The 25,351-nt window shown below is 56.3% G+C and carries 20 protein-coding genes; 8 read left to right on the plus strand and 12 right to left on the minus strand.

All coding sequences use genetic code 11. The features are described 5' to 3' along the window. Positions 1–489 precede the first annotated feature (489 nt). The gene (locus QMG40_RS15570; protein ID WP_283532031.1) at positions 490–768 is read right to left on the minus strand and encodes a hypothetical protein; all 279 of its coding nucleotides are present in this window, start codon (positions 766–768) and stop codon (positions 490–492) included. A 195-nt stretch (positions 769–963) separates the two neighbouring features. On the opposite strand from QMG40_RS15570, the gene QMG40_RS15575 reads away from it, so the two are divergent. The 4 genes from QMG40_RS15575 (at position 964) to QMG40_RS15590 (ending at position 4,661) form a co-directional block, all read left to right on the plus strand. Further along, positions 964–1,359 carry a plasmid mobilization protein gene (locus tag QMG40_RS15575; protein ID WP_283532032.1) on the plus strand — a complete coding sequence of 132 codons (396 nt, stop codon included), beginning with the start codon at positions 964–966 and terminating at the stop codon, positions 1,357–1,359. Next, positions 1,356–3,128, plus strand: a complete 1,773-nt coding sequence (locus tag QMG40_RS15580) for a relaxase/mobilization nuclease domain-containing protein (RefSeq protein WP_283532034.1) — start codon at positions 1,356–1,358, stop codon at positions 3,126–3,128. Before QMG40_RS15575 ends, QMG40_RS15580 begins: the two co-directional genes overlap by 4 nt. Then, positions 3,125–4,156 carry a hypothetical protein gene (locus tag QMG40_RS15585; RefSeq protein WP_283532035.1) on the plus strand — a complete coding sequence of 344 codons (1,032 nt, stop codon included), beginning with the start codon at positions 3,125–3,127 and terminating at the stop codon, positions 4,154–4,156. Before QMG40_RS15580 ends, QMG40_RS15585 begins: the two co-directional genes overlap by 4 nt. A 157-nt stretch (positions 4,157–4,313) precedes the next feature. Then, positions 4,314–4,661, plus strand: coding sequence for a hypothetical protein (locus QMG40_RS15590; protein ID WP_283532036.1), 348 nt, complete (start codon positions 4,314–4,316; stop codon positions 4,659–4,661). Positions 4,662–4,691: 30 nt separating this feature from the next. On the opposite strand, the gene QMG40_RS15595 is transcribed toward QMG40_RS15590, so the two are convergent. After that, positions 4,692–6,011, minus strand: a complete 1,320-nt coding sequence (locus QMG40_RS15595) for a PIN domain-containing protein (protein ID WP_283532037.1) — start codon at positions 6,009–6,011, stop codon at positions 4,692–4,694. Positions 6,012–6,603: 592 nt separating this feature from the next. Here QMG40_RS15595 and QMG40_RS15600 point away from each other — a divergent pair. Then, complete coding sequence (locus QMG40_RS15600) at positions 6,604–8,271, plus strand: Eco57I restriction-modification methylase domain-containing protein (RefSeq protein WP_283532038.1); 1,668 nt, start codon at positions 6,604–6,606, stop codon at positions 8,269–8,271. Here QMG40_RS15600 and QMG40_RS15605 read toward each other — a convergent pair. Together QMG40_RS15605 and QMG40_RS15610 are read right to left on the minus strand one after the other, a co-directional pair. After that, a complete protein-coding gene (locus tag QMG40_RS15605; RefSeq protein WP_283532039.1) occupies positions 8,268–9,311 on the minus strand; it encodes a hypothetical protein in 1,044 nt (347 codons plus the stop codon). The genes QMG40_RS15600 and QMG40_RS15605 overlap by 4 nt on opposite strands. After that, entirely contained in the window at positions 9,311–9,559 is a 249-nt protein-coding gene (locus QMG40_RS15610; RefSeq protein ID WP_283532040.1) for a helix-turn-helix domain-containing protein, read from the minus strand. Before QMG40_RS15610 ends, QMG40_RS15605 begins: the two co-directional genes overlap by 1 nt. Before the next feature lie 381 nt (positions 9,560–9,940). Here QMG40_RS15610 and QMG40_RS15615 point away from each other — a divergent pair, with 381 nt between their 5' ends. The 3 genes from QMG40_RS15615 (at position 9,941) to QMG40_RS15625 (ending at position 16,151) form a co-directional block, all read left to right on the plus strand. Further along, positions 9,941–10,534 carry a recombinase family protein gene (locus QMG40_RS15615; RefSeq protein ID WP_283532041.1) on the plus strand — a complete coding sequence of 198 codons (594 nt, stop codon included), beginning with the start codon at positions 9,941–9,943 and terminating at the stop codon, positions 10,532–10,534. Positions 10,535–10,677: 143 nt separating this feature from the next. Continuing rightward, the gene (locus QMG40_RS15620; RefSeq protein WP_283532042.1) at positions 10,678–10,989 is read left to right on the plus strand and encodes a hypothetical protein; all 312 of its coding nucleotides are present in this window, start codon (positions 10,678–10,680) and stop codon (positions 10,987–10,989) included. 224 nt (positions 10,990–11,213) lie between these two features. Next, positions 11,214–16,151, plus strand: a complete 4,938-nt coding sequence (locus QMG40_RS15625; RefSeq protein WP_283532043.1) for a helicase — start codon at positions 11,214–11,216, stop codon at positions 16,149–16,151. A 78-nt stretch (positions 16,152–16,229) separates the two neighbouring features. On the opposite strand, the gene QMG40_RS15630 is transcribed toward QMG40_RS15625, so the two are convergent. From QMG40_RS15630 to QMG40_RS15665, 8 genes are all read right to left on the minus strand, one after another. Next, a complete protein-coding gene (locus QMG40_RS15630; RefSeq protein WP_283532044.1) occupies positions 16,230–16,691 on the minus strand; it encodes a hypothetical protein in 462 nt (153 codons plus the stop codon). Positions 16,692–16,791: 100 nt separating this feature from the next. Then, positions 16,792–18,048 (minus strand): hypothetical protein, encoded by a 1,257-nt coding sequence (locus tag QMG40_RS15635; protein WP_283532045.1) that lies wholly within the window; start codon positions 18,046–18,048, stop codon positions 16,792–16,794. Between the two features lie 131 nt (positions 18,049–18,179). Next, positions 18,180–18,656 carry a DUF4913 domain-containing protein gene (locus QMG40_RS15640; RefSeq protein WP_283532046.1) on the minus strand — a complete coding sequence of 159 codons (477 nt, stop codon included), beginning with the start codon at positions 18,654–18,656 and terminating at the stop codon, positions 18,180–18,182. Next, on the minus strand, positions 18,653–20,497 hold the full coding sequence (locus QMG40_RS15645; protein ID WP_283532047.1) for a type IV secretory system conjugative DNA transfer family protein: 1,845 nt from the start codon (positions 20,495–20,497) through the stop codon (positions 18,653–18,655). Before QMG40_RS15645 ends, QMG40_RS15640 begins: the two co-directional genes overlap by 4 nt. After that, the gene (locus QMG40_RS15650) at positions 20,498–22,036 is read right to left on the minus strand and encodes an ATP-binding protein (protein WP_283532048.1); all 1,539 of its coding nucleotides are present in this window, start codon (positions 22,034–22,036) and stop codon (positions 20,498–20,500) included. Beyond that, positions 22,036–23,541 (minus strand): SCO6880 family protein, encoded by a 1,506-nt coding sequence (locus QMG40_RS15655; RefSeq protein WP_283532049.1) that lies wholly within the window; start codon positions 23,539–23,541, stop codon positions 22,036–22,038. The genes QMG40_RS15650 and QMG40_RS15655 overlap by 1 nt, the downstream gene beginning before the upstream one ends. Next, positions 23,538–24,869 (minus strand): hypothetical protein, encoded by a 1,332-nt coding sequence (locus QMG40_RS15660; RefSeq protein WP_283532050.1) that lies wholly within the window; start codon positions 24,867–24,869, stop codon positions 23,538–23,540. Before QMG40_RS15660 ends, QMG40_RS15655 begins: the two co-directional genes overlap by 4 nt. Then, positions 24,856–25,098 (minus strand): hypothetical protein, encoded by a 243-nt coding sequence (locus QMG40_RS15665; protein ID WP_283532051.1) that lies wholly within the window; start codon positions 25,096–25,098, stop codon positions 24,856–24,858. Before QMG40_RS15665 ends, QMG40_RS15660 begins: the two co-directional genes overlap by 14 nt. Positions 25,099–25,351: the final 253 nt, after the last annotated feature.

Below are 25,351 nucleotides of genomic sequence, written 5' to 3' on the forward strand. Positions count from 1 at the left end.
TCTGGTGGGGTGTGTTTCCCCGTTTCCACAGGTGGACAGCAAAAGATTAATCCTTCGGTCTTTTCCTGCCCACAGGTGGATACCGGGACCCAGAGGACCGGCTGCACACCGTCGACAGTGGCAGTGATGCGCTCAGTGGTTATGTTGGGTGGGCCGTCGCCGGTGCACAGCCTCGTGGATCATGGGGCAGTGGTGAAGTCAGGTGTAGATCTTCAGTTTAGGACGTGCGGAAGAGGCGGTCTTCCGTTCATGATTGGTGGGCTCATCTTGTGGGTTTCGTTGGTGAGCAGAAGCGGATCAGAGGCCGTGCACATCCACCGGTAGATCTGGTGAGTTACTTACCCAGGGTGAGCTGGTGGTTGTGTGCGGGTGTTCATTTGGTTCCTGCTGTCCACAGGTGTGCGGGAAAAGACCGGAGGATGAATCTTTTGCCGTGCCCCTTGTGGTCAGGAGGCTACTCCCCCACCCTGATCGGATGCGTAGCTTCTTTTACTCAGCGACCGGAGCAGGTGAAACTTTTTTTGGTCTTCCGGTTGCTTGTTTTGTGGCTGGTTCGATGCCGAGTTCTTTCAGGTCTTTAGCACTCCACCCTTGGCGCTGTGCGGCTGCGTGGGTGAGGTTGTGTTCACGCTCGGCGACGCCTAATTCTTCCCTGGCTTGAAGGAGAGCGGCGCCGGTTTTCCCGGCGGCAACGACGGAGGCGACCTTGTTTTCTCGGTCGCGGGTGAGGCGGTGTTCAGCTTCTTGGGTGAGCGCGTTGATGTCCATGGGGGAAGCGTAGCTTTCTGCCTACCGGGGATGCAAGGCGAAAAGCATAAACCCAAATCCAGCAGAGCAAGTTATCTAATTTGACTAGTCAAATTACTTGAAACTCTGGTTGGTGGCCTGTGTTTGTGGCAGACTGGTGTCTGCGGTCTCCACGGTGTGGAGTCGCTGCGCTGGGCCATGGAAGGGGTGAGATTCTTGTCGGAAGTTGATGTCGCGGATGTGTCGTGGGGCAAGACCAACCGTGATGACGTCCAGGGTGGACGCAAGAAACAACACACTTACCGGGTCTCGGTGGCTGAAGAAGCGGCCCTGAAAGTAAGGGCTCAGCAATACGGTATTTCCGTCGCTCGTCTGGTTGTTGAGTCGGCGCTGTCGCGGGAGGGTGAATCGCACTCCGACCGTCAAGCTCTGATTCAGGAATTGGCACAGGTGAGGACTCTGCTTTCGCGTGTCTCATCGAACATTAATCAGATCGCTCGGCACGCGAACGCGACCGGGGATTTCCCTGCCGATGCGGCCGCGAGTGTGGCTGCGATGCGCCAGCTCATGCTGCGCATTGATGACACGGTGCGGGGAGTGGCGGGGCGATGATTGGGAAGATCAAAAAGGGTCACCGCATGATCGGGCTCATCAGCTATTTGGCTGGCCCAGGACGAGCCAACGAACACACCGACATACATGTCGTGTGTTCCTCAGAATTGATTGCCACCGTCAGCGACGGCATGGAGCTGGACGCCCAGATCACCATGGCCTTGGGTCATGAAATGAACCACCCCAAAAAGGTCTACCACCCGGATAACAGCAAGCGTGCCCAGGTCTTCCACGTCTCCCTCTCCTTGGACCCCACACAGGGTGTCAAGGATGATGACTTCTGGGACACGATGGTGCGTGAATACTTGCACGATATGGAGATGGACGGCACGGACGGTAAGCCGCCGATGCGCTGGACTGCCATCCGCCACGGCGTCTCCTCCAACGGCAACGACCACGTGCACATTGCCGTCTCCATGATCCGTGAAGACGGCACGTGGTGGAACGCGGATAAGGACTTCATTAAAAGCTCTGCAACGTTGCGGACCATCGAGAAGAAGCACTGTCTGCGCATCCTTGGACAGGGAGTGAAGACCCGAGGCTATGCAGAGGGTGAACTGCAATCTGTGGCCCGTCGTCGTGCCATGGCCAAACACACTCGCGAGGCTAACCAGAGCGCTGGGATGGTGCCCTGGTCGATGCTGGATGCGACTTCACGCGAACACCTGATTGCTGAGCAAGCGTTGGTAGAACAACCCCGCTTTGAGATAGCTCTCAAGGTACGGGCAGCAGGAGCAGGATCGCGTTCGGAAGCCGAGTACGTTCGCCGTCTACGCGGCAATTCCTTACTGGTCCGTCCATACTTCGCCAAGGGTGGAACGGGTAAAGTAGCAGGCTACTCTGTCGCCATGCGACCCACCCACGGTGAGAGGCCCATCTGGTACGGAGGAGGAACGCTTGCCAAAGATTTAAGCTTGCCTGCACTGCGTGCTGGCTGGCCGGTGGACAGTGCTGTCGAGGCGATGCCGGAATGGACAGCCGCGTCTAAGAATCGTGGCTTTGCCACTCCCGACAGAAGTGCCGTTTCAGGGGTCGAACTACGGGCGTATTTCAACGAACTCGACACCTACGTGAAGACTCTGGCTGACGCCAACGTCAACGATCCCGCACAGTATGCACAGATCGCTCGTGAAGGAGCCGGCTTGTTCTCCGCATGGGCCGTAGCCGCAGGGGATGAAGGGGATAGAAGCGCCAAAGAGTTGCGTGAAGCGGCAGCTCTTTTCGCACGCCACGCCGAACTTACCGAGAAGCCGGTCCGTGCCGTCACTCCCCCATCAGCGGTGTACGCAGACCTGTGTACTCATCAAACCATTGGTATGTCTCGCAGGGCAGGGGCGGTGGCCGTCGTTCGTGCCTGGGCGAACATGGGCACCAAGCTGGGCGGCGCGTTCGAGGCGAAGGGCTGGGGGCAACGCTCTGAAGCTCTCGCTACCGATTTGAGAGAGCGACTGGATACCGTGCATGATGCTTACCGGGTCATCAATCCACTCCCGGCCCGCACAGGTGCCAAGGGGCCGGCTAAGGGTGGCACGGCAGTACTGGCGGCACGACCGGAAACTGCGCGCAGGGCGATGCCTCGAGGGGAACAGATAGAAGCTTTGGAGGCACGACTGCGTGCAGCTGGTGTGGACGAAAAAGCCATTGCGGCCCGACTGTTTGCCGAACAGCAAACCAACACCACAGCTGGCAAACCCCCACCGGGGTCCAGACATATCCGCAACACTCCACGGACTAAAGACCGTGGCCCAGAGAGAGGTATGCAGCCATGAACGAAGCAGACGAAATAGACGCACCCCTTGAGCAAGTCCTGCAACACGGTATGGCCATCTCCGCTCAACTGGGTCGAGAAGTCGCACGCGTGTGGCAGATGAACATGGAACAAAAGTCCCAAATGAACAGCCGTGAAGCGGCACGGCTGGACATGGCGTTCGACAGTGAAAAGCAAGCTGCCGTGGCCCTGCTGGCACCCACCCAGGAACAACAATGGTGGGATGCGGCGAACCCGCGAGAACTCATAAACGCCTACCGTGTAGCCACGGCATGGAAAGACCACGCACCAGAAGCCGCCCACGCCGAGAAACACCTCCGCACCGAGGCCAGCACCCGCTACGGCATCGACGCCAAAAAACTCGCCCACGAGACTGCGATCAACGACTCACCCATCCTCGACTCGGAACTGGCCAAGCTCGCCAAAGCCCAGGGCTGGGCCAAGGAAACAGGACACACTGACATCCTCCCTAGCTTCTACCCAGAGGCCACACGGATGCGTAACCTACTGAACGACTACGAGGCAAGCGAGGCCGCAGCGAAAAGGGCAGAGGAAGCAGCCACCGTTGACCGCGAACAAGGTGACGTTCAGAACCGGGAAGCCGCAGATGAGTTCGGGCAGTCCAGAGACGACAATGACCACGCCGCAAACGTTGACCATGACGGCCCATCCGCCGCTGAAGAAGCTTGGTATCGGGATCTGTTCCTGACCGAAACACCGGAAGCCCAGGAAGAGCGAACCCAGGCATCCGCGTTGAGGGAAACAGCCGAGCAGCACGACCAACAAGGCGAACGAGTCCTCGTCACCGCAGGGGCCGCTTATGACTCAGCAGAGCGCCAAGAAGCCCTCGCAGACAGGATGCGTGCAGCTGGGGCACCCGAGAAGGGAATCGCCGCACGCCAGTTCGCGGAATCACAACAGAAGCACCCCATCAGCCACGCTGCAGCAGGCAAGGGAAAAACCGTGAACAAGGTCAAAACCAACTCACCGAAGAAGAACCAGACGCAAGCTAAGCAGCACAGCCGGTGACAATGCCACCCCCGCTCATCCGAGAGTTGCCAGCGCCGCGATTTATCGACTGCGTACGTATGCTCTGGTGGATGGAACGAGGGTTCTGGCACGGACTAGGAAAGGGCAACGTCGTCGACAGGGCCCTTTCCCTTTTTCCACAGTCATGTGGTGGCCCATGTACCCGCTTCTTGCCGTCCTGCAGATCACACTGGTCTACCGTCCAGGGGCGAGGTACTACATGAGCGCCGAACGGAACGCCGTCATCGCCATAAGCGCCACCCGCAAAGGATGGCACGTAAGCGACCACGCAAGCGCAGGGCCCGGCACAGGACAAGGGAAAAGGTTACGAGCTGCACTGCTCCCGCACCTGACCGAGTACGCACGCAACAACCCCATAGCTATCCACGCCACCGCCGCCAACGCGAAACTGGCCGCCATCTACGCAACAGAGCTACCAGGGCTTAAAGGCGTAGGCGTAGGCGCAGGCTTCCCACGAGGAAGAAAACTGCGCACTCCCAAGTAAGGGCCGTGACTTTAGACTGGGTGGTGTTTGTCAGGGAGAGGGGTCCTCCCCGGAATCTTCTTCTGGGGGAGTTTCTTCGTCTAGCTCTCCGCTGCCTTCCGCCACATCGAGGGCCTTGTGGATGGTCTCGATGGCGTCCATGGTTCCGGGAGGTAGCGTGGCTCCGCTGGCTTGCTGGGCGAGTCGGCGTAGGGCCTCCATGGTTCCAGTAGGTGTGGTGAATCCGTTCCGGAGTCGGTCAGCCAAGGCTGGACCAAAGTCGCCTAGTTCCGGAAACCCAGTTTGATCCAGCAGTTCCCACATCCAACGGTTCGGGTCATCGGGAAGTGCTTCCAGCTTGGCAATCTCAAACTTCTGTACACTTCCTTGCTTCCCGAACGTTACTGTCCCAGAAGCCCGGAGTACTTTGTTGTCGGTTGAGCGGCTTTCTTCCGCGTGGATGGAGTAACCGAGCACTACTGCTTGGAAATCAACTACATATTTTGCGGTCCATTCCGTTTCGCCGTTCTTGGCCTCATCCGAGAACTTCCACTCCAACGCGGGAGAAAGAATCTCGCTAACCACGGCAATAGATACGGTTGGATCAAGGGCGATATCTCTGGCAGCGATCGTCATAGCGAGGACTTTCTCGTCCAGCCAACGTCTCAGTTCGTCGTACTGGACCGCTGCTGTCAGTACATTGAGCTCTTCGGTGTCTATCGGACCGTAGATAGAGGATATATGCTGCACCAGGTCAGCAAGGTTCTGCGCATACTTCACCCGATCCTGAAGCCCCAAGCTCACCAGCTCTTTATGGAGCCCTTGATGAAACTCTTTCTGTACCTCGTCAGTAGTACTGTTGCCCTTGATACCGAAGTCATCATGGTTTTCGCTGACAAACCACACCTCATGTTCCGGGTTGTTCCCAGCAGCCTCGATTACTGATAGCCATATGATCGTGTCTCGATAGTTGTCTTTGCTGGATTTGTCCTGGTAGGGAGCCGTGCGTTTGGCTGCACGTTTAGCGACTTCAGTATGCGAGACCGCAGGGTCAGGGAGTATTTCAGCCCCGAGCTCGGACAGTCTTTTTTTCAGGTCATCTTCATAAGACGTGATATGAGTGTCGATGGCCTGAACGATCGTGTCTACTTCCTTCTGTAGACCGAACCCCCCGACCTTTACCCTGCTACAGGCGTTCCTGTCCGTGGTCCAATCCCGCGTGACGGTGTTGGTTGTTTCCATGACCACAACTTCCGGGACCAGAATTCTCACTTTCCATTCGTCCTTGTGAGTGGCGCACAACACCCACTCATTGCGGGAAAGGTAGGGCGATTTGCGGAGGATATTTGTGTCCAGGACGATGGCGATCATCGTTCAAGTATGGCCTGTCGAATCGTTACGTGGGTTGGGCCATGCTGCTAGGCGGGTGGGGTTAGAAGCGTCGGTTTTTGGACGCACACCTGATTCGCCAAAGGAGTCGCGCGTCTTTAGAGCGTCCAAGACCGTTCGAAATATTGCCGGCCCCTGCGTCAGGTTGGAAGGGTGAATAAAATTAAAGATTTCCATGCCAAAGCTGTGTGCGGCGCAGAAGAAATACGACGACCCATTCCAAAACGACCGTTTTTGACCATCCATCCAGGATGGCCCCCGTAACGGACCAATCGGTATGGCGGCCTGCCTGGCGATGTCAGGTTTGGTACAAGGCCTATGGTCCGTACGACGATTCAAATGCCGATGGCTTGACGCGCGGATATATAGACCATGTCCTCCCACATCCGACGCATGCCCAGAACGAGAAGATTTCCTTTAGACCAGGCCCCCAGAAAATCCACAGCCAAGAATTTTGGGACCTAGGGGTCACCGGAAGAGTCAGCGAGGCTAACAACCGTATCGGTCGCTACTGCCGTTTCAGATAAGATGGGCAACGACTTAGGAAGCAAGGTTTGAATTGACAATAATCGACGTGGCCGCGGATCGTAAGCGGCATGGGAAGCACTACACGCCAGAGAACCTGGCATTTTTCCTGGCAAGCCGCATTGCCGGACATTTGCCAGATCAACCTAGCAGCCTTTCGATCCTAGATCCTGCCTGCGGCGATGGAGAGCTACTGTTCGCGGCGCACGAAGTGCTAAGCGCAAAGTACCCGGGCGTCACGATTGCGTTGCACGGCTATGATCTGGACGGCACTGCAATCTCTGTCGCGCATAGTCGGGCGATGGCCAAAGGAATCACCATCCAGCTTCAAGAAGCGGACTTCCTCGTCGCCTCGGACACAATTTTTCATGCATACGATGCCATAATTACCAATCCCCCTTATGTGCGAACGCAACAACTTGGCGCTGAGACAGCAAAGCTATTGGCAGATAAGTTCGGGCTTACTGGGAGGATAGATCTAACGCACCCATTCGTGTCAGTCTCCCCCCGGATCCTGAACTCGACAGGCGTTCTAGGTATTCTTTGCTCGAATAGGTTTCTTACAACCAAAGCGGGCTCCAACGTGCGAGCAATTATGGGCGACACTTTATCGCCTGTTGAAGTCTACGACCTTGGCGATTCTAAATTATTCGAGGCCGCTGTTCTTCCTGCCATTACTATTGCTGTCAAAAAACAGCCTCGTATTGAGCGTGAATGCTCATACACATCGACGTACGAGTCTCCATCTAGGGAAGTCATTGCAGGTGAGTATTTTGATGTGCTTTCGGAGCGATCCAGCGGCTTTGCAAGAATCGAGGATCGGACCTTTGAAGTCCGATCTGGAACTCTCGTTCACGGAAAGACCCCCAGTGAGCCATGGACGATGGGAAATACAGCTGAAGACGAGTGGTTTAAAGGAATCACCGTTCGAACATGGAAGACATTTGGAGAAGTAGCCAAAATACGAGTAGGAATTAAGACGACTGCTGATGCAGTATTTATCCGAGATGAATGGGACAAATTGGAAGAGGGGCTTCAGCCTGAGGAAGATCTGCTCCGACCTCTTATCACCCACCACAATGTTCCTGCATGGAAATTTGATCGTACGAAGACAACCTCTGTTTTGTATCCCTACGACTTGTCAGTACCTAAACGAACCCTCGTAGACATGACCAAGTACCCAAAAGCCATGGCTTATCTTGAAGAAAATCATGAGCGTCTCAGCGGGCGCAAATACGTCATCGAGGGTGGACGCCAATGGTACGAAATCTGGGTACCGCAGAAGCCCTCATTGTGGATGATTCCTAAGATTGTCTTTCCTGACATCAGTGAAGAGCCACGGTTCGCCCTAGACCGAACGGGGGCAGTGGTAAATGGCGACTGCTACTGGATGAGCTTGGACGACATTAAGGACGAAGACCTGGCGCTATTAATGATCGGCATCGCTAACTCGTCTCTTGCAACTCGCTTCTACGATCATGCCTGTGGAAACAAACTCTACTCAGGCCGGCGTCGCTGGATTACTCAATACGTGTCCAAGTTTCCTATACCGAGTCCGGATTCGGCTCACGCTAGACGAATAGTGGAATTTGCCTCGAAGTTTGCAACGTCAGATCTGCCTCCGAACGCAACTGAACTGGCTGAGCTCGATGCAGAGGTGTACGCTGCGTTTGCAGTAACTCGGCAAGTGGAGTTGGCCTCAGAGACACTTTTCTAGTTTAGAAAGAAGTCGCTGGGAAGTCTTAGTTGTAATTTTGAGTTTGAGACATTGCCGCCGAACTGCTGAAACTCATCAAAGAAGCGCGCACCCGACGTAGTGACCAAAGCAGTAATGGTGAAGGTCAGCCCATCAGGATCACGCTCTCCATAAAAAAGTGAATATCTGACATCCGCGGCGGTTAGCTTTCCCTCAAGGGAAGCTATCGGCGTGAGAGCACTGGGCAGCTCAAGGCCTAGATCCACCGTCCGCGCCAACTGCAATTTCACCTCCAATACCTGAGACAGAATGTCCGGGAATTGGCCGTGATCGGCATAGCCGCTCAGTCCCAGACGGAGACACGCCTCTCGGTGGATTACCGCCCCGCGATTGCGTTCTTGAATCATCCCCGGATCCGTGAACGTCATACCTACGATAGGGAGTAACGCTTCATGCACCGCCTCGATCGTCAAGGTTTTACCGTCAGCGGGCATGGCCACAGGAGAGATACCGCTGAGAAGCTCAGACTCGCGGCAAATACCTAGCAAGTTCGTAAATGCCGCGGTATCAGCTTCGTTAACTAGCTTTGACCCGCTATTTATGCGGCGCGACGCTTGAAACTTCTTGGTCAAGGTTCCAGTCGTATCGAACGCGACCAAGTCGGCACCAGCGATTACCTTCAGCCCAGATACGGTCTCATCCATGTCCAAACCGATAATTACATACCGCCGCGATGCGTCCAACTCTTCGTTCCACACTTGGAGATTGTTGGACTTTTGGACATAAACGTCGATGTTGGGATGCTGAAGTCGGGGTTGGGTCTTCTGAAACGACTTTGGAATTCGATAGCCCAGGAGGTCGCAGATACGCTCTTTGGCTCGTTTAGACCGTGTCCGGACAGCCAAATTCGCGAACTCCCGGCTTCCCAACAGTCTCGATTTTAGATGCGCCTCGAGCAGATCAGGCGGATAGAAATAGGGGGACTCTGCTTCGGCGACTGCCCCATATAAGGGCACTAGGTCTCGTGCAATGTTTTCGCGGATCGAATCAACGCTCAGCATCAGAAACCCCTCGTAAGGTCTTCGAGGGGGAGCCCCAGCCCCTTTGCGTACTTTCGAAGGGAGATAAACGTGGGGTTACGTTCGCCCCGTTCAACCGCGCCTACGTATGTGCGGTGAAGCCCGGCTTCATGGGAGAGAGCATCTTGGGAGAGACCCTTGCTTTCCCTCATCGTCCGCAGATGTTTGCCGAACTCAATCAGAGCGGAACGTTCGACGTCGTCGAATTCATCGCTATTTTCAGTAGTCACCACCCATTGTTCGTTTTATTCATCCAAGCTGGCGACAGTCTATGAGTAGCATTCACACTTAAAGACTGCGAGTTCGATCACAGTCAGTTGATAGCTACTCGGCCGATTCCATCCATGCGGGTTACGGATAGGCAATATGGCCATCCTCGACGGTGCATGGCTTCCCCAATACCATGGTCGAATGAACTCTAACGACCGTTTAAGACAGTCCAGCAAGGCTGACGATTAAACTGGGCCGCCCAGTCACAAAAGTTTGTGTGTGGCCAGTTTTTCCATGACTTTTACTTGTCATAACTCAACTCCGTAATCTATTGTTGGACTAAGTAGGTGGGAAGCATTCAAAAGTCTTGGACCATTCGTTTGTGACTGGGGAGGAGAAGCATGAATTTGGTGGGTTACGCGAGGGTCAGCACCACGGCGCAATCTCTCGATGCGCAGACCGACGCTTTGGAGAAGGCCGGTGCGATCAAGGTCTACAGCGACCACGCCTCGGGAGCGACCATGGAACGACCCGGGTGGGTGGACTGCTTGGCGTATTTGCAGCCGGGCAATGTATTGCTGGTTAATGACTTGACAAGGCTTGGCCGCAGTGCGGCCGACCTCGCCTCGATTGTGACCTTGCTGGCGGAAAGAGAGATAGGGCTGCGTTCCCTGAACGAGCCCTACTTGGATACGTCTACTTCTCATGGGTTGATGATCTTCCAGATTTTCTCGGCTCTGGCTGAGTACGAGCGAAACCGGCTGCGGGAGAGGACTCTGGAAGGTCTGCAGGCTGCCAAAGCACGGGGTCGTGTTGGTGGGAGGCCGACGAAGATGACCCCTGACAAAGCGGCCACGGCGCATCAGATGAGAGCTAAGAAAAGGACCATCAAGGACATCGCTGCCCTGATAGGGGTTAGTGAGTCGACCGTAGTGCGTGAGCTTGCCAGAGAACGCAAGTCGCTGCGCGAGGAAGGACTAAAGAAGAAAGAATAAAACACAATGCCTCGGCACTCTATTACGGTGGTACGAGAGTATCCATCGAATAGGGGAACCTGGCGTGGCGAAGAAGTCTAAGTACTTAATGGATGGCCAAATGAGTTTGGACTCGTTGTGGTCAGAGCCGGAGGAGCAGCGAAATGAACACGCACGGGCAACACGCCATGGACACTATGAAGAACCACGACCCGGAGACGTTCTCCCAGATTCAGAATCCCGAGGAGTACTTTTCGACCTTGGGGCAACAGATACAGGAACAAATCTGGCAGACGACCGAAGGACTGCTACCTCAAAGGACCGAGGAGCAGACAGCGATGGAGTTCGTGGGACTCTCGAACATGGCACGGTTCAGGGCGCGGGAGATCGTGTACCAGGAGATGATTTACGGCTCGATTCCCCCGGAACCGGAGATCATGGAGAACAATCCGCTGCCGGACAAGAAAGAGAGCTAAACGAGGAACCGGCCACCGCAGCGGATCAGCGCTCACAGACCCCACCGGGGCAAGGGCAGTCTTTCCGGCCGCTGAGCCAGGATGATCTGGCACCCTCAGGCAAGAAGTCCCGGTTCGAATCCAATTATGAGGCGATTCGGATCGTTCGCTTGCTTGAGGCAGAGCAACGAATTGCTACGCCTGATGAACAGCGCAGCTTGGCGAAGTGGTCGAGTTGGGGAGCGGTGCCCCAGCTTTTCGACAAGGCCGATTGGGCTGATGAGCGAGCCAAGCTTCGAGAGGTGCTGACGGAGAAGGAATACAGCGCAGCCTCTCGCACCACCATCAATGCCCACTACACGGATGCGGCCATTGTCCAGCAAATGTGGCGGGCGGTAGAGAACTTAGGCTTCACCAGCGGAGACGTGCTGGAACCTGGGTCGGGATCAGGAACGTTCATTGGCATGGCCCCCACAGGGGCGTCCCTGACCGGTGTGGAGCTGGACCCGCTGACGGCCTCCATCTCCCAGGCACTGTATCCAGAGGCCACGATCCGCAACGAGTCGTTTGCGGATACGCCCATCCAACGCAACAGCTTCGATCTGGCCGTAGGCAATGTCCCTTTCGGTAAAAACTCGCTTCTTGACCCGTCGTTTAATGCTGGCAAGCACTCGATGCACAACCACTTCATCATCAAATCCCTTGAAGCGGTCAAGCCCGGCGGCTATGTGGTCGTCCTGTCCTCCAGCTTTACCCTGGATGCGGCCAACCCCTCCGCGCGGCGTGAAATGAGCGCCATGGCCGACCTCGTAGGAGCGGTAAGACTTCCCACGGCAGCACACCGCCGAGCAGCCGGCACGGACGCCCTCACTGACGTTCTGCTGTTTCGCAAGCGCGAATCAGGACGGGAGCCGGCCAACACGGATTGGGAAACCGTGGGGCCAAAGATCGTCGATGGAACGAACATCAAGATCAATAACTACTACGACACCCACCCGCAAAACGTACTCGGCACGATCACCGTGGGCACAGGCATGTATGGCCCAGGAACCGTGACCGTCAAAGCCGAAGGCGAATTGTTGGAAGTCCCCGCACTGCTGGGGACACGACTGGAACACATCACCGCGGAAGCGTTGGCCGAAGACAGGGCTTTCACCCCCAGCCAACAAGCCCACAGCGTGCAGCCCGCAGCACTACTCAGTACTAGTCAGGACGTGTGGGATGGCACGCTCAAGGCAGAACGCGACGGCACGTTCACCATTGTAGAAAACAACAGCTATGTTCCCTTCAAGTTCGCAAAGGCGCACGCCGCCGAGCTGCGCCAACTTCTGGGCTTGCGTGATGGTGCACGGACCTTGATGGAGCTAGAAGCCGCCGATCAGGAAGACACACCCGACCTCGCGGTAAAACGTGAGGACCTAGCGCGAGCCTATTCTGTTTATTTTGAGAAATACGGCCCAGTCAACCGCTACACACTCACCGAACGCACCAACGCCAAAACCGGTGACGTGAGCACATCCCGCAATACTCCCACCGCAGTAGCAACTCTGCGCAGGGTAGATCCGTTCGGTAGCCTGCCCGGTGCCCTAGAAAGCTTTCGTGATGAGACGCAGCAAGCCTCACCTGGTGGGCTGCTCCAGCACCGACAGGTGCAGGTGCGCAAGCCCATCCGAGGGGCAGAGAACATTGATGAAGCCCTGGCCATTTGCCTGGACACCGTAGGCGTCCCAGACCTAGAGACCATTGCCGACCTTGTTGGCAGCACCCCGGACGAAGCCCGCGTGCAGCTGGGCACACTCGTCTTTGACGACCCTGCCAGCAGCAAACTTGTTACAGCACCGGAGTACCTTTCCGGGAATGTGCGTATCAAGTTGGAGGAAGCGCGCGAGGCAGCGAGCAAAGACCCGCAGTGGAATACCAACGTCGCGTCACTGGAAAAGGTGCAACCAACACCAGTAGGCATGGACGATGTTGAAGCGCGTCTGGGCGCGGTGTGGGTCAGCCCCGAGCATCACCAAGCATTCGTGCGCGAGATCCTCAATGATCCCTCAGCGACTGTAACGGGGATGGGTAGCGGGATTTGGAGGGTGAAAGCCAACAGGGGAACGCTGAAAGCGACCAGTGAGTGGGGCACCAGCCGCAGGCCTGCCCCTGACCTGCTGCAGACCATCTTGGAGCAGAAGACGATTCAAGTCGAAGACAAGGACGACGAGGGCAAGCTCGTTGCCAATATGGAGGAAACCGAAGCCGCCAATGAAGCCGCGAATCAGCTTCAGGAGCGCTTTGCCGAGTGGGTGTGGGAAGAGCCTGAACGTGCCAACCAGCTCATTGGTGAGTACAACAAGCGCTTCAATTCCATTGCCCTGCGTGATTACACCCAAGAAGGCCAACGGCTCACTCTGCCGGGGCTTGCAACGTCCTTTAAGCCTTACCCGCACCAGCGCACCGCAGTGGCACGCATCATTTCCGAACCAACGGTCGGTCTCTTCCATGAAGTAGGGGCCGGAAAAACGGCGGAGATGGTCATGGGGGCCATGGAACTCAAACGTCTGGGCATGGTGAACAAGCCACTCATCGTGGTGCCTGGGCACATGCTCGAACAATTCACTCGTGAATGGCTAGAACTGTATCCACAAGCTGTTCTGCTGTCGGCGGCCACCGACGACCTCAGCACCAAGGGCAGCAACACCAACCGTAGGCAACAATTCGTTGCCCGGGCAGCAGCCAATGACTGGGATGGCATCATTATGACCCAGACCGCTTTCGAGAGTATTGGTGTGCGCCCTGTAACGATCGAGGCCTACCAAGACACGTTGATCAGCGACGTTCGCCAAACGATCAACAACGCACTGGACGCCGGCGAAGACCGGACGACAGTGAAGAAGCTCGAAACGAAACTGCAGGCCGAAGAAGAGCGCATGAAGAAGCTCATGGGAGCCGCCCCGGACCCAGGCCTGTGCTTTGAAGATATGGGCGTGGACTATTTGTTTGTGGATGAAGCCCACGACTTTAAGAATCTGCGCACCGTTACCAATATCAAGGGCGCAGCGATTGATGGTTCTGAACGAGCCACCGATATGCACCTGAAATTGGAATACTTGCGCTCCACCCATGGTGAACGAGTCGGCACCATGGCCACCGGAACTCCGATTGCCAACTCCCTCACCGAAGCACATGTGGTGCAAAGATTCCTTCGCCCCGATCTGCTCCGAGCAGCTGGTGTGGATAACTTCGACGTGTGGGGGGCAACCTTCGGTGAAACCGTGACGGCCATTGAAATGGACGCCGGAGGTCGATTAAAGAACAAGGCCCGATTCGCCAAGTTCAAAAACGTCCCCGAAATGCTGCGCACCTTTCATGTTTTCGCAGACGTGAAACTGGCCGAAGACCTCAACCTCCCCACCCCGGCCCTGGCACCACGCGAGAGCGACGGGGCGCGCCAGCCCGAGCTAGTTCTCCTGCCCCGCCCAGCTGAACTTGGCCAGTATATGGAAGCGTTAGGGAAAAGGCTGGACAGCCTCAGCGGCTGGTCGCAAAAGGGTGAGGACAACGCACTAACTATCTACGGGGAGGGCCGCAAGGCTGCCCTGGACATGCGCATGGTTGGCATCGAACCGACCTCGACCACGAAACTTGATCTGGTCACGGACAAGATCCTCAAAGTCTGGGAAGCCAACCGAGAAAACCAATACACGATCGACGACAAATCCGAGGTCATCTCGGAGAGGCGCGGGGCATTGCAATTGGTGTTCTGCGACGAAGGAACACCCTCAGATAAGAAGGACCCGGACGGCAGACCTGTTTGGACTCCCTACCAACAGATCAAAAACCAGCTCATTGCTGGTGGCATCCAGCCCGAGCAAGTCCAGTTCGTCCATGACTTCCCTAAGCCCGAACAAAAAGGGGCCCTGTTTGAAAAGTGCCGCACCGGCGAGGTTGCCGTGTTGCTTGGGTCCACGAAGAAAATGGGCACCGGGACGAACGTGCAGCTGCGCGCCAAAGCGCTCCACCACGTCACCTGTCCCTGGCGACCGGCAGACTTGACTCAACGCGACGGACGGATCATCCGCCAAGGCAACGGCAACGCCGAGGTCAACATCTACCAGTACGCCACCGTCGGCAGCCAAGATAGTGCCGCGTGGGACGGTATCCAACGCAAAGCCACCATGATCAACCAAGTCTTACGTGGCAGCCTGGACGTGCGAGAGATTGAAGATGTAGGCGACCAAGCACTGAACGCGGCACAGATCAAAGCAGTCACCAGCGGGAACCCACTGCTGATGGAAAAGATCGAAGCCGACGCCACACGGACCAGGTTCGAACGCCTCAAGCGCAGCCACGAACAAACACACACCAATGTCCGCTGGGCCAAATCGCGATCCCTCACCAGTATTGAGACGGCCGAGCGGAAACTGCCCGCCGTGCTGGCAGCCATCCCGCTAGTGACTCCCACCAACGGCGACGCTTTCACAATGCGCTTTGCCAGCGGCACAGTGGACAAACGCACCGACGCCCTGGCAGCGCTGTACCAATGGACGAAGGACAACACCACCGACTACGGGAACTATGGCCGTACTCCCAAGGACTACGGCACCGTGGCCACCCTTGGTGGCCACGAACTCGTCGTCTCTAACGCCTTCCACCAATCCCGCCTCGGTGAGTACCAAGACCTGCTCATCGAAGCGAAAGGCGTACCAGACACCGGCCTTGTTCTGGCGCGTAGGGAAATCATGGAGAGCGGGGCTGGCCTCATTACACGACTGGAAAACCGGGTCTCATCCATCCCCGACATAGCCCAAAAGCTCCAAACCACGATAGCCAACGAACAACTGGCCGTCGTGGAAGCGGAGGAACAACTAGCGCGGCCTTTCAAATACGAGAACGAGCTGGTACAAGCACGCGAGACCAGCAGAGACCTCGACGCCAAACTCAAAGCATCCCTCGAACCTGAGAAAGCACCCGCTCAAACCCCGCCTGCAGAACCTCAGCAGCCCCAAACAGCCGAGGAAAGGATGCTGGCCAAAGCAATGGAAGCGAAAGCCTTCGCGCAAAACCAATACAGCTCACCACGGCCCCAACCCGACAAAGCCGCGAAAAGGGACCGCACACCACCAACCCCCACCAGGACCACCGGCCCGGCCAAAGCGCCGCAGCGTCCAGCACCAGAACGGGGTGCACGGTGACACTGCAGAGTGTAGAAAAGAAAGAGCGGCTCCGAATCTATCGCCGAAGGCCGCTCTTTGCGTGCCACAGCAAATGTTCTATCCGAAGTAAGAGGCAAACCATGCCGTGATGATCGACCACGCAGGTGCAAATGTGTCGGCGGCGACCAGCACACCACCGACACCCACCCACGCGAGTGGAAAGTTCTTATAGTCGTCTTTCAACGGCACGTTACTTTCCTCCATCAGGCGGTGTCTGATGGACACAAACCCTCCGATTGCAACACACGTTGCCCCCACGAAAGTTACTCCGAAAGGCCAGATGGGAGCTGAGGCGAGGATGAAAAGGACAACGAAAGCAGCGATAAGAATTATCGTGTTCTTCCGAACTTTCTTCCTCTGTTCGGGTGTAGGGGATGTCTCATAGTCGGCAGTGACTGAGGCGTTAACAACGGCCGCCGAGCTGGCAGTGACAGTGACGACAGCAGCGGCCCTGCTGTGCCCATCGTTAGTAGTAGCTGAGGCGTGCGCCGTGACGGCGGGGCCAGCAGGTAATGCCATGAAGAACTCCTTGGTTTTTGTACACCATTTGTACCGTGTCTATCATTGCCGCATATGAGGCGTTCCCTAAACGGCTATCCGAATGTGAACGGCAGGCAGGCTATCTCGCCAGGCCGGGTTGTTGGCGCTGGCGCTGTTCCGGAGCGCTGCCGCGGGTCGTGGTGGCAGTCTTTCCTTTACCTGCTGCGGCGTGGGCCACCGGAAATTGATGCTGGGAGGATGCGAAGGATGCAGCTTGCATGGCCTTTTGGAGAACTTTGTCGGTCCTGTACTGTTCTTTCAGTTTCAACGATGAAACTACCGAGTCGAAGTAGACCTGATTGGTCCCACGGTCCAAGTAGTCGATGGACTTCTCCTCGACTGTCGCTGCTTGAACGAAGGGGAGGTTCAAATTCTCGCGGAGGTCTTCGTATAAGCCCGGGTCGTTGACTACTTCTGACAAGTTCCCGCCATGCTCGATAACAGAGGTTAGGGCGAACGGCTCAGTGGGGTCATCAAGTCCGTCGCGCATCAAGACAGCCTGGACGGCTTGTGCAGCCTCCAGCCTGCGCGCGTTGTCCTCTTTGCTGTGTCCCTCCACACCAAAGTGCATCTCCGTGCCCAGCTCCGCAGCCTTAGCAGCTCCGCTGGCCACTGCGGCTGCCCTGTCCTGGGCAAGAAGTCCAGCCTGGCCAGCGAGGGTACCTCGCATGAAAGAAACAACCTCCCTTGCCGTGATGAGGGGATTACCGTCGCCGTCGGACAAGCCAAACTGCTGGTTCTGCAGCATCGCGTCTAGTGCCTGTTCTAGCTGCGGATCGGCAATGACTTCTTGCGGGTTTCCACGGTGTGAAACAACGAGTCTGTGGATCGGAAGCAGGGAGGTTGCAGCTGTGGGTAGCGTTGAGTTGGGGTCCAGGCACCGCTCAACCATCTTCTCGGCCTCAACCGCTCGACGAACGTTTGCTACTTGGTTAGATTCCTCGAGGTTGGAACCCATCGCGTGGAGGATGAATTTGGCCGCATCCTCAATTTCTTCTTCTTCGATGGTCACCATCTTCTGGCCCCACTCGATGATTTTCTCTGGCTGATGGCCGGACCACACGTCGAGAGGCACATAGTCAAAGTCGAGGGTCGAGCTGATCTCCACGACTGGCCATTGAACGTTCTGGTCGGGCCCAGCAAACTGATCCCACCCTAGATCAGGGACGTCGTGTTCATTAAGGGCGATGACACGGAACCGAATTGCCTCCGCTTCCAGAGCGATCAGAGTTGCTCGAGTGGCACCTTCGGGCGCTCCTGGTACGTGGAATACATTGGCGATTCTTGGAAGAACGAGGCGGGCCTCTGAAGCTTCCTGATTCTTCATTTCTGACATGGCTGACTCCTTTACTCGTTGCTAGAGAATGTGTGTGTGGGCGTTCAGCCGCGAGATCTTCTTCATGATAAAAGCTTGTCCGCTGGCGGTGACAGTAATCGCACGCCACTGCTGCTTGCTGTTCCAAGTCCTCATTGTTGCGTCCCGATGTCATGGTCGGCTTTAGCTTCGTCATGCAACCTGAGTGAGTCGGGTGCAGCAATGGTCCGGTACTCGTCGAGGTCGTCGGTGTGACCGCTTTTGCATTTTCTGAAGGGTCCTTCTTCGGACATGACCCGGTCGTAGTGCCGGTCCGCGTGTTCGAGTATCCAAGAGGACATTGCCCCTCCCCCGGCAGCGAAGGCGTCTTCCCAGGCATACCAGGCCGCGACCATGCGCCCCACGACGGACTTGTGGAGCCACCACTGATCACACCACGACATGAGTGGACTATCGCGTTTCAAAGCGCTCATCCTGGCGTCAGCCAGTTCGTAATAGGGGCTGTAAGTGCGTTCAAAGAACTCGTACACGTCTTGGTGTTTGGGTTCTGCCGCTTGAGCTTCTTCACCGTCCTGTGAGCCCCCATCGTCGATCACTTCCCCGGTTTCCTCATCGAATGCTTCACTCATGCCGCTACCCCGGCTACGGCGTCAGGATCACGACGCATAGCTTCTATAGATTCAGTGGCTTCCTTGATGGTGTTTTCTGCCTGCGGATCGTACTTCTTCAACGATGCCCGGATTCCTTCTTGATGCTTAGTCACCATCCACGGCACAGTCCGCAGCAGCGCAGCCCGGTTCCCCGAGGAGAGCAACACTGCCCGTCCCTTGGGAAGCGCAGAGAGCTCTGCCGGATCAAAGACCTTATCTTTTTGTTCCTGGCGAGGCCCGCGCGGCATTCCCTGGGATCCCGGGGAACCCAGGGTCGAGTAGTAGTAGTCACCGATAGCATCAGAGAACAAGGACAGAAGATGTCCGGGCTTGTTCCCTCCTGCGTAAGCCACCCAGTTCGCAGCCTCCAAAAGGGCATCCATTCCTGCCTTGCCCCACACACCTTCGCCTTGCGGGTAGGACTGGAGAAACGTGTCGATGAGAATCCCGCGCGATCCGTAATGGGAGTACAACTTGGGAAGTTTCGGCCACCGGCACACGTTGGCCGCTTCATCCAGAACCACCACCAAGGGCGTTTTTAGCCGGCCCCCAGGAAGGGTGGAGGCTTTGAACTCCCCAGCATCACAGACCGCCACCGTGAGTGCGGTGACCAACGCCTTGGCTGAACCTGAACCATCTTTGGAAAGGCTGTAGAGCGTATTAGAGCCTTCCAAGAACTTCACCGGGTCAAAGAGCCTCCGGCCCGCACCGTTCTCTTCACCGGCGGCAGGATTCACCCAACTGGCAATTTGGCGGTTGGATAGGCTTTTCGTCATGACCTGGGCGGTGGAGAAAACACCGGAGCGTTCCTGCGGGGCCGCGTTGTAAATACCGATCAGCTCATTCAAGACTTCCTTGTACATGGTGCCATCGAGCAGTTCCACCGCCATCGGCGCTTCTGCTTCGGGAGCGGCTATCCATTCTTGAACATCACGGAGCCAATACTTCGGCCCTGCCTCCCCTGTCTTGTGTGGCAGTGCTTGGCCTTGGCTGATCGCTGCGGCTAAGAACAATCCGCGTAGCAACGTCGTGGCTCGTTCTTCAAAGAACCCTCCGTTAGCCGAGGATGACACCGCCTCCATCTCGGCCTTGGCGAACAACTCGGCCAAATCATAAGCCTTAGATTCATCGGTGACCGGCGCCAAGGGATTGAACCACCAATCCGCTGATTCCCCCACAATCGCCTGCGGGTCAAAGACGAAGACCTTTCCAACACCCTCTCTGACGCCCCGAGTGTGATCGTGAAGCCCACGCTTATTCTCAGTGACCAACACCGGCCCGGTGGCATCCAGAATGTGCGGGATGCCGAAGCAGGAAGACTTACCCGTACGAGGGCCAGCGAACAACAATCCCACATCTTCTAAAGAGGTATAAAGCATCTTCCCTGCCGGTAAAAGCGCCCCGAGGGGAAGACCCACGAAACCCTCTGTACCACCACCCAAACGCTTTGCCGTGGCTTGGGCCGACTTCTGCGTCAACGACTTCACTTCCGAAACTGAAGCCATATGAGGTGCCGCGGAATCTACCCACGCAGACCTGCCCCCCATTTTCCGCCACACGAACATGCCTGCAAAAACAAGAAGAAGAACGAGTAACGCGGCCACGCCCATGCCGATCAAATACAGCGGTGTCCACGTCGCCTCTTTTTTGGTCAGGGTGAGAATGACGGCGGCCGGAGAGGCCCACACACTCGTGCGGAACCACTGTCCGAGGGAGAAACCGGCAGTAATCGAAAGAGCGATAGCAACGACGATGGAAATGAGAATCGTCGTGGCACGATCACGACGGCGAAGGTAGCGTGCGCGTGTTGGGGCACCCATTTAGGCCACCAAACTTTCCGGGGTAGTAGAGATACGGCTTCGAGCGTCCGTGACGTGTTTTTCATCCTCAATCTGAGTCAAGGTCATCTGCACAGCAATGCCGACTCGTCCCGGAACTTTCAGCAGGATCTTTCCCGCCCCTGGTGGAGGTGTCGGGCTTCCATCAGCGGCGGGTTTTTGAGCCCATGAGGGGGGAACGTTGAAACCGGCAACGGTGGCGACTTCACGAGCGTTTAAGGGTTGAACAGCGCTCAGAGCGTCCAGGTCATCAAGGGTGAGGGCCATCAGGCCCAGCATCCCGCAACGCTGGGCGAAACCTTTCGCTGTCTCTCGATCTTTAGCGTTGGGTAGGGACAGGAAATCTTTGGGGCTGTGAGTAATTTTTAGCTCGCTGACCCCTTGGCCACGGTTCGTGCGTCCTACCCGGTCAGCGCGGTCAATGATGCCTTCACAGGCACGCATGGGGTACCAAAATTCGTCCTGAATAGCGAAGTAGGAACCCCAACGCATTTTAGGTTCGTAGAAGTCCCCGCAAGCGGCCGCTTCGGCCGCTTTACGTCGCTCAAATTCGGCTAGTTCCCAGTGGGCATCCATGGCAGAGAAGCCAATATTCCATGTGCCCAGCATCGCCGCTGAAAGCATTTTAGAGTTTGATTCGGGGATGGATGAGGTATCGAAGCAGAACCCGCCCGGATTGCCCAAAGGTATCCGCACGCTCTTACGCCCTAGCAGCAGCGCGCCCATGCGGCCCTTGATGAGGGCTTGCAGAGACTGGCCGAGTCCCTTGAATTCTGCATGGAACGCAGTAGCAGTGTCACAACCAGAAATTTCCAGCACGTCTGGGGGAACGTGGTCAAAGGCTTGTAGAAGATCCGGCATCCACGGATCTTTGACTGTGTGAATGACGACCTTGACCAGTTCCTCTAGAACAGTTTCTTCAATATCGGAGAGTGGTTTGTTCGAGCCACGGTTGATCTGGGTAAACAAGATCACCGTATCTACCGCTTTATCAATAGCTAAGGCGTAAAGTTGGTCCCCAATTTCACCGCCAATCTCGGCGGCAGCATCACCGAGGGAACCTAGGTCAAGGCCGTTAATATGATCGGGCTTACCGGGGCCGAAACTGAAACGGTTCCCACCGATTGCTTCAATGGCCTCCCCGTACTCATTCTTGATCGGGTCAAAAGCTGCCGGGATAATCCCGCGTGCAGCCATGGAATACATGAACCGCAAAGCCATACTGGATTTACCGTTGCCATTGAGGCCAAAGAGCATCATCGACGGGGAAGAAATCAGACCGGCGTCGTACCAGGTCTTCATATCCCCACACACAGCAGTATTGACGTTCATATCCCGGCCCAAGGGTGTCCCCACGTTCGGGCGGGAGGTACCAGCGGAGAAAGGGTAAATCCCGCACAGCTGCGTAGAGGATGAATACCACTGGGGCGGTTGAGGAACTTTCCCCCACCGGCCTCCACCTAGACCAGTCAACCCGCGAGAGGTCTTATGGTGCTTGATGATGTTGCTGAAAATTCCCATCAGAGAACCCCTTCCATCCACAACGGCTTGGAACTGTACTTCCACGGCAACACACCAAAGGGCAGTGTGGTGTGGAACGCGGCCGAGCCAGCATGTTCCACAAAGCGGTACGGCATAATCAACGTATTCATCAACGACTTCACCTGATTCAACGCCTCCCCGTACGACTTCTTATCTGGGGCGAACGTGACCGTGACCATGATGGAGAACATCGCCAACCGTGCACCCTTTTGCAAGTCTGATTCGGTTTTAACGGCTATAGCTTTCCGGGCTGCATCAAAGGTCGTTGGCCGGCCCTTACGGGTACTGATCCGCCAATCAGCGGTTTTCGCTAAACGGTCCACCGTTTTAGCGGCCACTCCCCCATCCACCGGACGGTAGGTGATCAGGACCCGCTTACGTAGGAACTTAGCGTTCGGTCCGAACAAGCGATCAAAGGACTTCGCCGTGATGTGGGCGCCGGGAGGAATCGTCATCATCAACGTCATCGAGGCGACCCCATCATGGAAGACCACACGGCCGCGTGAGTCATCGAAGAAACTAGGACCGGCATGGGCCCATTTACTCTCCGATTGACGGCCCTGCAGCGCATCCAAGGCCAGTTCTTGATCCCGCCCTGGCTGATACGCCAACTGGGCAATATGGGATAGTTCAGCTTCCACTAGCGGTTTAGGGGCACCGGCACCGGCAGCGTCAAGGAGCTGGGTATGGCTGGGTAAACGCGAAGCGATTTCAGCAACGGGTGAGGAAATATCATCACCCTTACCCCCAAGGGCTTCAACGTCCCACACCAAAGTGGAGTACACATTCAACACCGAGGTGCGCGCTGGCAACGTACCGACAGCGGCGTCAAGGACCTCTTTAGCAAAGGCCGGGGCATGCGGGGATACCGCGTCACGGACGGCCGCGCACGTCCCAGCGGAGGATTCCGAGGCTGAGTCAACAACAATCGTTGCCCCACTCAGACCATCCTCAACACTCAGGGAAGAAACCCACGCACCGAAGTGACCAACTTGAGCATTCACCACCCCTTGTTCCTGCATAGCCGAACCATCCGGAGAGCAACCAAACACGGCGGCGATCTGGTGAACAGATTTATGATGCAGCAATGAATACGGACGGCCTAAACCATCCCTACCCGAGACGGTATCAACGTTCACCAACGCACCAGGTAAACGCTCTAAATCCTCATGAGGCAACGTGGATAAAGCCCCGGTTACGTAGAACGTTTCACCGTTGACCCGGCGCAGCGCCAAGGATGCCTTATCGGTGAGCCGGGAAAGCAGGGTGGCACCGAACCACTTCACCAACCCGAACAACACCACCGCAGCAGTAATAGCCACAATGACTAACGCGGGAAGGTAGAGACTTTTCATCAGGCACAGCAGCGTGAAAACAAGGCCAACGCCAGCAACAATCAACGCACCCAAACTCAGGCCAAACATCCCCGGAGAAGAGGGTTCAAGCCAGTTACCAAATTTCTCTTGGCCTACGTTCTCGCTCATTCGCCAATCACATCCGTTCCATCAGAGTCTTTTCCACCATCAGCGACAGTGCCGCCCAGTGATTGAGCCCCGGCCTGTAAACCAGACCGACTACCAGAAGATCCCTCAGCGGAACTTCCACCGCTAGAACTAGAACCACCCTCTCCACTGCCTGGTGCTGAGGAACCAGAAGGACCAGAATCGCCAGCGGTCCCAGAACCGTCGCTACCGTCAGCACCGCCCTCACCCTGTGGGCCCGAGGGGCTAGAAGAATCAGAACCGAGTGCCGAAGATCCTGTATTGGAGGCAGGACTGCTACCAGTGGTTGCGGCACCGCCCTCAGTCATGGCCGTGCCAGTGCCTTGAGCTGTCGAGGCAGTCGTAGTGCTAGTAGAAGCTGCCGTAGTTCCCGCGCTACCGGCCGTAGCGCCAGCACTAGACCCGCCAGTGACAACAGCGGCACCTACAGCAACACCGGCACTAACGACAGCGGCACCAGCAGCCATCGCCATTCCGCCACCAGCAGCCCCACCAAGGGCCGTTGTACCGGGGGAAACAAGTTTCATCAAGGCAGGAAGCGCCGCGACGGCTAACACCAAAAGCAACATTCCACTGATGACCCCGCCTACACCGTCATCCCCGGATTTCATCTTCCACGCGAAGGCATAAACGATGGCCGCTACCGGTTTGTAGAGCAAGAAAGCAACCAGCCATTTAGTGACTTTTGAAAAGGTTTCTTCCCCACCTTGAACCATCGAGGCAGCCGCCGAGAGCGGCCAGACAGCCACCAATAAGGGCAGAACAACGGCACGAACCATCATGATGCCCCACTGAAACAGTGTTGCTATCACACCGAATATTCCGGCGATGATAGCTATGCCAGGAGCCAGCCCGGCGGCGTAACCAATAACTTCGTAACCGTCAGAGGAAATTCCAGCGCTCTCAAGGACCCACGTGGAGAATGAATCCCCAGCGGCCAGAACCACCTGGATAAGAACCGTTCCTAATGTGGTGACCAGGAAGACCCGGAATAGGGATTTACTGACTTGGATAGCCTTATCCCCACGTGCATGAACCATCGTCCAGATACACGCGATCATGACCCCGATAACAGCGAAGAAGACGCTAAACGTATGCAGTTGTTGAGTCAGCCACGGCACCGAACCCGCATCCAACTGCACCATCAAACCAACATCAAGCCATGAAGTCAGAAAAGACTTCATCACCGAATCCCACGCAGTCATCATGATCTTGCCCATATCTTGGGCACCAGAATCAATCGCACCCGTAATGGCGTTCTCCAGATCCTCTTTTCCTTTGCAAACCACGTCGAATTTATTGCACGCCATTGCTACCACCCCATGGGATGAATTGCCCAGCAACAGGTTTGCTAGCTGCGCCAGCAAATAGTGAGCCGTCGTCGAGGAGTTTAATTTTCCAATCTCCGTCTACCCAGAGAAGAGTGGAAGGGAAGCCCACATATCCCGTAGAAGATCCCGCCACAGCAAGAACCAACGTCATTTGGGCTTCATCCGGAGTGAATGAATCAACGCTGAATCCGGCAAAACCAACAGGCACATCACTGGCCGTATCACTGGATGCAGCCTTTGCCGCTTCGAGTGCTGCTTTTTTCCTGTGGATTCTATCGTGTAGATTTCTACAGTCTTTTTTGAATCATGCGTATTCGTTAGACCAGAGAAAGTGGCCATGGTTAAGGCCGCTCCAAGGGGTGTCCGGGCGAAGCAGACTCCGTACCCGTCCTTATCCTGTGTGGGTCCGTAGGTGTCGGAGACAGGCCAAGATACTCCTTTTGCGGCTTCCCAGCGAAGGT

Source organism: Arthrobacter antibioticus (genome assembly GCF_030063205.1).
Taxonomy (GTDB): Bacteria; Actinomycetota; Actinomycetes; order Actinomycetales; family Micrococcaceae; genus Specibacter.

Excerpts from the sequence above, each read along its gene's own strand:
- QMG40_RS15645 (WP_283532047.1), bottom strand. The coding sequence starts at position 20,497 with ATGGGTGCCCCAACACGCGCACGCTACCTTCGCCGTCGTGATCGTGCC.
- QMG40_RS15620 (WP_283532042.1), top strand. The coding sequence starts at position 10,678 with ATGAACACGCACGGGCAACACGCCATGGACACTATGAAGAACCACGAC.
- QMG40_RS15590 (WP_283532036.1), top strand. The coding sequence starts at position 4,314 with ATGTACCCGCTTCTTGCCGTCCTGCAGATCACACTGGTCTACCGTCCA.
- QMG40_RS15615 (WP_283532041.1), top strand. The coding sequence starts at position 9,941 with ATGAATTTGGTGGGTTACGCGAGGGTCAGCACCACGGCGCAATCTCTC.
- QMG40_RS15580 (WP_283532034.1), top strand. The coding sequence starts at position 1,356 with ATGATTGGGAAGATCAAAAAGGGTCACCGCATGATCGGGCTCATCAGC.
- QMG40_RS15605 (WP_283532039.1), bottom strand. The coding sequence starts at position 9,311 with ATGCTGAGCGTTGATTCGATCCGCGAAAACATTGCACGAGACCTAGTG.
- QMG40_RS15660 (WP_283532050.1), bottom strand. The coding sequence starts at position 24,869 with ATGGCGTGCAATAAATTCGACGTGGTTTGCAAAGGAAAAGAGGATCTG.
- QMG40_RS15640 (WP_283532046.1), bottom strand. The coding sequence starts at position 18,656 with ATGAGTGAAGCATTCGATGAGGAAACCGGGGAAGTGATCGACGATGGG.
- QMG40_RS15585 (WP_283532035.1), top strand. The coding sequence starts at position 3,125 with ATGAACGAAGCAGACGAAATAGACGCACCCCTTGAGCAAGTCCTGCAA.
- QMG40_RS15570 (WP_283532031.1), bottom strand. The coding sequence starts at position 768 with ATGGACATCAACGCGCTCACCCAAGAAGCTGAACACCGCCTCACCCGC.
- QMG40_RS15630 (WP_283532044.1), bottom strand. The coding sequence starts at position 16,691 with ATGGCATTACCTGCTGGCCCCGCCGTCACGGCGCACGCCTCAGCTACT.
- QMG40_RS15650 (WP_283532048.1), bottom strand. The coding sequence starts at position 22,036 with ATGGGAATTTTCAGCAACATCATCAAGCACCATAAGACCTCTCGCGGG.
- QMG40_RS15635 (WP_283532045.1), bottom strand. The coding sequence starts at position 18,048 with ATGTCAGAAATGAAGAATCAGGAAGCTTCAGAGGCCCGCCTCGTTCTT.
- QMG40_RS15655 (WP_283532049.1), bottom strand. The coding sequence starts at position 23,541 with ATGAGCGAGAACGTAGGCCAAGAGAAATTTGGTAACTGGCTTGAACCC.
- QMG40_RS15595 (WP_283532037.1), bottom strand. The coding sequence starts at position 6,011 with ATGATCGCCATCGTCCTGGACACAAATATCCTCCGCAAATCGCCCTAC.